This is a genomic window from Kutzneria sp. NPDC051319, from assembly GCF_040682195.1.
Taxonomy (GTDB): Bacteria; Actinomycetota; Actinomycetes; order Mycobacteriales; family Pseudonocardiaceae; genus Kutzneria.
This window is the reverse complement of the sequence record NZ_JBFBAM010000150.1, coordinates 1-4,931: the sequence shown is the minus strand read 5'-3', so window position 1 is coordinate 4,931 and position 4,931 is coordinate 1. Positions and strand designations below refer to the sequence as shown.

Sequence of the window (4,931 nt, the reverse complement as noted above, 5' to 3'; positions counted from 1 at the left end):
TTGGCCTAATCGCGGGGGGCGCGCCCCCGGTTGGTGGCGGGCCCCCGCGCCCGAGTCGGCGGCCAGACCGGTCAGGAGAAGTCGGGCGACTCGGTCCGGGTCCGCTTGAGCTCGTAGAAGTGCGGGTAGCCGGCGAGCAGCCGGGCGCCCTCGAACACGCGGACGGCGTCCTCACCGCGCGGGATCTTGGACAGCACCGGGCCGAAGAACGCGACGCCGTTGACGTGGATGACCGGGGTGCCGACGTCCATGCCGACCGGGTCCATGCCGGCGTGGTGGCTGACCTTCAGCTCCTCGTCGTACTCGGTGCTGGCAGCCGCCTCCGCGAGTTCGGCCGGCAGACCGACGTCGGCCAGGGCGAGCTTGATGACCTCGTCGAAGTCCTTGACGCCCTCGTTGTGGATCCGGGTGCCCATGGCCGTGTACAGCGGCAGCAGCACCTTGTCGCCGTGGTGCTTGGCGGCGGCGATGGCCACCCGCACCGGGCCCCAGGCCCGGTCGAGGAAGTCGCGGTACTGCTCGGGCAGGTCACGCCCGTCGTTGAGCACGGAGAGGCTCATCACGTGGAAGTTCAGGTCGAGCTCGCGGTGCTCGGCGACCTCGAGGATCCAGCGGGACGTGATCCACGCCCACGGGCAAGCTGGGTCGAACCAGAAGTCGACCTTCACCTTCTCGTCCGAGAAGGAGGACACTGCGCTCATTCGACACATCTCCATGGGTCACGCCGGCCCGGCCAGCCCGGGCTCCACACCTAAGGGCAACCATCGGGGGGCGTCCGGTCTTCCCGTCCGGCGATTACGCCGGAACCTGGCAGCGCGGCGACCACGTCACGTGATTGGATGCGGGGACCCCTGCCCATCCCCGGTGGCGAACGACAGCCGATCCGGACCCCCGACATCCACAGATGAGGTGACCCAGTGGCCGCGCCGAACCTCACCCGCGCCCAGGCCCAGCAGCGCGCGGCGCTCCTCGAGGTCCAGTACTACGACATCGCACTGGACCTGACCGGCGACGGTCCCGCGTTCGGATCGACGACTACCGTGCGCTTCCGCAGCCGCACGGCCGGCGCGTCGACCTGGATCGACCTCGTCGCGGGCGAGGTGCAGTCCGCCGTGCTCAACGGCGTCGAACTCGATGTCTCCGGTTATCGGGACTCCGACGGCATCGCGCTGTCCGACCTGGCCGAGCAGAACGAGCTGGTGGTGCGGGCGCAGTGCCTGTACACGAACACCGGCGAGGGCCTGCACCGCTTCGTCGACCCGGTCGACAAGGGCGTCTACCTGTACACCCAGTTCGAGACGGCCGACGCGAAGCGCATGTTCACCTGCTTCGACCAGCCGGACCTGAAGGCGGTCTACGACGTCACGGTGACCGCGCCGAAGGACTGGAAGGTGATGTCCAACGCGCCGTCGGCCGGCGTCGAGGAGCTGAACCCGGAGACCTCGCGCCACGTCTTCGAGACCACCAAGACCCTGTCGACGTACCTGATCGCGCTGGTCGCCGGCCCGTACGCCGAGTGGCGTGACGAGTTCACCGACGACGAGGGCAGCATCCCGCTGGGCCTGTACTGCCGCGCGTCGCTGGCCGAGCACATGGACCATGAGCGCCTGTTCACGCAGACCAAGCAGGGCTTCGACTTCTTCCACCGCGCGTTCGGGGTCCGCTACCCGTTCGGCAAGTACGACCAGGCCTTCGTGCCGGAGTTCAACGCGGGCGCGATGGAGAACGCCGGCCTGGTGACCTTCCTGGAGGACTTCGTCTTCCGCAGCCGGGTCACCCGCTACATGTACGAGCGGCGCTGCGAGACGGTGCTGCACGAGATGGCGCACATGTGGTTCGGCGACCTGGTCACCATGCGCTGGTGGGACGACCTGTGGCTGAACGAGTCGTTCGCCACCTGGGCTAGTGTGCTGTCGCAGGCCGAGGCGACCGAGTACCCGCACGCCTGGACGACCTTCGCCAACATCGAGAAGTCCTGGGCGTACCGGCAGGACCAGCTGCCCTCCACCCACCCGGTGGCGGCGGACATCCCGGACCTGCAGGCGGTCGAGGTCAACTTCGACGGCATCACGTACGCCAAAGGCGCCAGCGTGCTCAAGCAGCTGGTGGCCTACGTGGGCCTGGACAACTTCCTCGGCGGCCTGCGGGTGTACTTCGCCAAGCACGCCTGGGGCAACGCCACCCTGTCCGACCTGCTGGCGGCGCTGGAGGAGGCGTCGGGCCGCGACCTGTCGTGGTGGTCGGCGCAGTGGCTGGAGACCACCGGCCTGAACCTGCTGCGGCCGAAGTTCACTGTGGACGCGGACGGCCGGTTCGGCGAGTTCGCCGTGCTGCAGGGCGGCGCCCGCCCGGGCGCGGGCGAGCTGCGCACGCACCGGCTGGCGATCGGTGTCTACGACGACGACCCGAAGACCGGCAAGCTGGTCCGTACGCACCGTGTCGAGCTGGACGTGACGGGCGAGCGCACCGAGGTGCCGGACCTGGTGGGCGTGCCGCGCGGCAAGCTGGTGCTGGTCAACGACGACGACCTGACCTACTGCACGATGCGGCTGGACAACGACTCGCTGGCCACGCTGGTCGACCGGATCGTCGACATCACCGAGCCGCTGCCCCGCACGCTGTGCTGGTCGGCGGCGTGGGAGATGACCCGCGAGGCCGAGCTGAAGGCCCGCGACTTCGTCACGCTGGTGCTGGGCGGCATCCACACCGAGAGCGAGGTCGGCGTCGTGCAGCGGCTGCTGCTCCAGGCGCAGACCGCGATCTCCTCGTACGCGGACCCGTCGTGGGCCCCGGAGGGCTGGCGGCGGTTCACCGACACGGTGCTGGGGCTGGCCCGCTCCGCGGAGCCGGGCTCGGACCACCAGCTGGCGTTCGTCAACTCGCTGTCCGGCTCGGCGCTGAGCGAGGACGTCGTCGCCGTGTTGAAGGGCTGGCTGGACGGCTCGGCGCCGCTGCCGGGCCTCGTGGTGGACACCGACCTGCGCTGGCGGCTGCTGCAGGCGCTCACCGCGCACGGCGCGGCCGGCGACGTCGAGGTGCGTGACGAACTGGAGCAGGATCCGACGGCGGCCGGTCAGCGGCACGCCGAGCGGGCCCGCGCGCTGGTGCCGACCGAGGCCAACAAGGCCGAGGCGTGGCGTCGGGCGGTGCACGACGACGATCTGCCGAACGCGGTGAACGAGGCGATCATCTACGGCTTCGCGCACCCGAGCCAGAAGGAGCTGCTCGCGCCGTACGCGGAGAAGTACTTCGCCGACGTCGCGGACGTGTGGCGGCGCCGGTCCAGCGAGCGGGCGCAGCCGACGGTGACGGGCCTGTTCCCGTCCTGGGCGGTGGCCGAGTCGACCGTGCAGGCGGCCGACGCCTGGCTGGAGTCCGAGGAGCACCCGCCGTCGCTGCGCCGCCTGGTGTCCGAGGGCCGCGCCGGCATCGTGCGGGCGTTGGCGGCCCGCGAGTTCGACCGGTCCTGACCCCGTAGCGCAAAGGAGGCCCTCCCGGATTCGTCCGGGAGGGCCTCCTCGTGTCTACGACCAGGTCACCGGCGGGGCGTCGGGCCCGCCTGGTCGGTCAGCATGCGCAGGCCGCTGACCAGGCCGCCGGCCAGGTTGCCCTCCTTGAAGGAGGCCACCATGCTCATCACGGCCAGCTTGCAGCCGCGGTCGGGCAGCCGGCGGTGCGACTCGTCGCCGGTCACGATCTCGACGGCGCGCTGGCCCGGGGACACGGCGATCAGCACCGCGTGCGTCGGCCGCAGGGTCTGCGCGTGCAGCTCCTCGGCGGCCTTGCGCGTGTCGTCGCCGTCCAGCTCGCCCAGGTAGACGCTGAAGTCGAGGCCGGTCTCCCGGCTCGACAGGGTCAGCGCCTCGTCCAGCTGCGCCAGCTCGGCGGAGCGGAAGGGCAGGGTCGGCGGCTGCGGCTTCTGCTCGACGGCGACCGAGAGTCGGCCGTCGGCCATCAGGGCCTCGCCGTAACCGAGCTCGACGTCGCCCCGCTGCGCGATCTCACCAGTTGCCACGGGCACCTCCCCGGGCGGTCGGAGCGGGCTCGCCGGCCTCGCCCTGCTCCAGCGCGGCGTGCGCGGAGAGGGTGTGGGCGCCTACGCCCACGGGATTGGCGGTCCACCACACTGGCGCGTAGCCCCACTCCTGGCCTGCCTGGTACCGGGGGGTACGCGCGAACTTCGGCCACAGCGTCAGCAACGCGATCACGCCGTACACACACAGCGGGATCAGCGCGAAGACGAGGAGGGTGTCCACGACGTTCACGAGGCCTTACGGTAGCCGAGGCCGTCCCGCCGCGCGTCACCGGCCGCCCCGCTCCGGGGCGATGACCACGCCCGAACGGGCCCCGTTCGGGCGTAGTGACCACACCGTTGCCGACGACAGCGCGTGAACGTGATCATCGCCACGCACTCTTGCGGTGTAACGCGCTGCGCCGAACGGACCCCGGGTAGACAACGCGAATGCCGCCGGTTTGGCGGCTTGTCCTGACCGGCGAATCAAGATTAGCTTTCACCTGTACGGGTCTTGCGGAGCAAGGGCCTTGCCTGAATTCCACCCTGATCCCCCCAGGAGGGCACGCCATGTACACGCCGAACCTCCCCACCCCGGTCGTGACTGTCACCCGATCGAGTGAAGAGCTGCACACGGTATTCACGGCGACCTCGGGCATCCGGGTGAACAAGACCACCCTTGTCCAGCGTGGCATTCGGGTGAACGCCCAGGCCGGGATCCGCGTCAACCGCGAGGGTATCCGCGTGAACCGCGACGGCATCCGCGTCAACCGGGACGGCACCAGGGTCAACCGCGCCGCCGACCGCGCCGGTATCCGGGTCAACCGGGACGGGATCCGCGTCAACCGCGACGGCATCAGGGTCAACCGCGCGGCCTGACCACAGGCACAACGAGCGGCGGTCCGGGCGGAAACCCCCC

Annotated in this window: 5 protein-coding genes; 2 read left to right on the top strand and 3 right to left on the bottom strand. The window is 70.4% G+C overall.

Translation table 11 applies throughout. From position 1 onward, the window contains the following. Positions 1–71: 71 nt before the first annotated feature. The gene (locus AB0M73_RS49570; RefSeq protein ID WP_363907175.1) at positions 72–701 is read right to left on the bottom strand and encodes a DsbA family protein; all 630 of its coding nucleotides are present in this window, start codon (positions 699–701) and stop codon (positions 72–74) included. A gap of 216 nt (positions 702–917) precedes the next feature. On the opposite strand from AB0M73_RS49570, the gene pepN reads away from it, so the two are divergent. Beyond that, complete coding sequence (pepN, locus tag AB0M73_RS49565; protein ID WP_363907173.1) at positions 918–3,470, top strand: aminopeptidase N; 2,553 nt, start codon at positions 918–920, stop codon at positions 3,468–3,470. A 65-nt stretch (positions 3,471–3,535) separates the two neighbouring features. Here the strand turns inward: pepN and AB0M73_RS49560 are convergent, their stop codons facing one another. Next, positions 3,536–4,015: a DUF5130 family protein gene (locus tag AB0M73_RS49560; RefSeq protein WP_363907171.1), complete on the bottom strand. Its 480-nt coding sequence runs from the start codon at positions 4,013–4,015 to the stop codon at positions 3,536–3,538. Then, entirely contained in the window at positions 4,002–4,265 is a 264-nt protein-coding gene (locus AB0M73_RS49555; RefSeq protein ID WP_043718091.1) for a hypothetical protein, read from the bottom strand. The genes AB0M73_RS49560 and AB0M73_RS49555 overlap by 14 nt, the downstream gene beginning before the upstream one ends. A 317-nt stretch (positions 4,266–4,582) precedes the next feature. Here AB0M73_RS49555 and AB0M73_RS49550 point away from each other — a divergent pair, with 317 nt between their 5' ends. Next, positions 4,583–4,891 (top strand): hypothetical protein, encoded by a 309-nt coding sequence (locus tag AB0M73_RS49550; RefSeq protein WP_363907168.1) that lies wholly within the window; start codon positions 4,583–4,585, stop codon positions 4,889–4,891. The last annotated feature ends 40 nt before the right edge of the window (positions 4,892–4,931 follow it).